Source organism: Acinetobacter sp. I-MWF (genome assembly GCF_025433935.1).
In the GTDB taxonomy this organism is placed as follows: domain Bacteria; phylum Pseudomonadota; class Gammaproteobacteria; order Pseudomonadales; family Moraxellaceae; genus Acinetobacter; species Acinetobacter guillouiae.
Genome location: NZ_JAMBAR010000060.1, coordinates 1 through 354 on the forward strand (window position 1 = coordinate 1; position 354 = coordinate 354).

1 protein-coding gene is annotated in these 354 nt (G+C 66.4%); it reads right to left on the bottom strand.

Features of this window, described 5'->3' with window-relative positions:
- A partial coding sequence (locus tag M2R48_RS21360) for a hypothetical protein (protein ID WP_262087637.1) occupies positions 1-354 on the bottom strand: 354 nt, incomplete at both ends.

Sequence of the window (354 nt, forward strand, 5' to 3'; positions counted from 1 at the left end):
ACCGGTGTGCCGTCGCCGCGCAGTTCCACGCTGCCGCCGGGGCTGTCGGGGTGGAAGCCGTCGCGCAGCAGGGCGAGCATTGCGTGGGTATGTGGCAATTGGCTCATGTCCAGGGCGTTCTGGGTGCCGTAGCCGCCGAGCAGCGTACTGGCCAGCGCCGGGTGCAGCGGCGGCGCTTCGAGCTTGTACGACATTCTGCCGGTGGTGCCGTCCAGCCATTGGAAGTGATCGGAATAGATCGACTGCGGCGCGCCATAGAACGGGTTGATCACCTCGTCGAACAGCGCCGCGGAGAAGTTCACCAAATGCAAAAAGGTGCGCTTGCCCAGCCGCGAATGCGGGTCGGGGGCGGCC